This window comes from Mesorhizobium sp. M7A.F.Ca.CA.003.01.2.1 (assembly GCF_003998945.1).
In the GTDB taxonomy this organism is placed as follows: Bacteria; Pseudomonadota; Alphaproteobacteria; order Rhizobiales; family Rhizobiaceae; genus Mesorhizobium; species Mesorhizobium ciceri.
Genome location: NZ_RZRA01001487.1, coordinates 1 through 768, shown reverse-complemented (window position 1 = coordinate 768; position 768 = coordinate 1). Strand labels below are relative to the sequence as shown.

Below are 768 nucleotides of genomic sequence, written 5' to 3'. Positions count from 1 at the left end.
CCTCTATGCGGCGGTGCCGTGGACCGGCCAGACCGGCAGCGTTTTCCTGTTCGTGCTGTTCTACGGGATCATCCTCAGCATGTATGGCGGCGGCTTCGCCACCATTCCCGCTTACCTGCGCGACGTCTTCGGCGTGCGTTACGTCGGCGCCATCCACGGCCGATTGCTGACCGCGTGGTCGGTGGCGGGCGTGCTTGGCCCGGTGCTGGTGAATTATATCCGGCAGTACCAGATCGACAGCGGCGTTGCGAAGGCCGACGCCTACACGGTCACCATGTACATCATGGCCGGCCTGCTGGTTGTCGGCCTCCTGCTCAACCTGATGATGCGGCCCGTCAATGCGCGCTTCCACATGAAGACCGAACCAGCGGTGGCTTAGAGTCAGTTCCATCCCGATAGAATCGGGATGGGCTCTATCTTATTGTTTGAGCATGATCTTTTCCGAAAACCGGAGTCCACTTTTCGGGATCAGCTCTGAGGAGACCGACCATGGCGCAAGACAACGAGAATTCGATCAAACTCACGCTGGCCTGGCTGCTGGTCGGCATCCCGTTGGTCTGGGGGTTCTGGATGACGCTGGTGAGTGCGACAGCCCTGTTCCAGTAGTCCTCATCTTCGTGCGCGGATCTGCCTGGTCTGTCAGGCGCTGATCTGCCTGACGTAATAGCGCACCGCTTTCTTGCCGCCATGGATAACGGCGTCGCCGGCCTCGACGAAGCCGAGCGCAGCGTGAAAGGCATCCGAGGCGGGGTTCGGCGGGGCGGGGGT

At 61.3% G+C, this 768-nt stretch carries 2 pseudogenes; one reads left to right on the top strand and one right to left on the bottom strand.

Features of this window, described 5'->3' with window-relative positions:
- Positions 1–379 (top strand): annotated as a pseudogene (locus EN969_RS33670) (OFA family MFS transporter); the annotation flags it as partial.
- A gap of 260 nt (positions 380–639) precedes the next feature.
- Here the strand turns inward: EN969_RS33670 and EN969_RS36510 are convergent.
- Positions 640–768 (bottom strand): annotated as a pseudogene (locus EN969_RS36510) (GNAT family N-acetyltransferase); the annotation flags it as partial.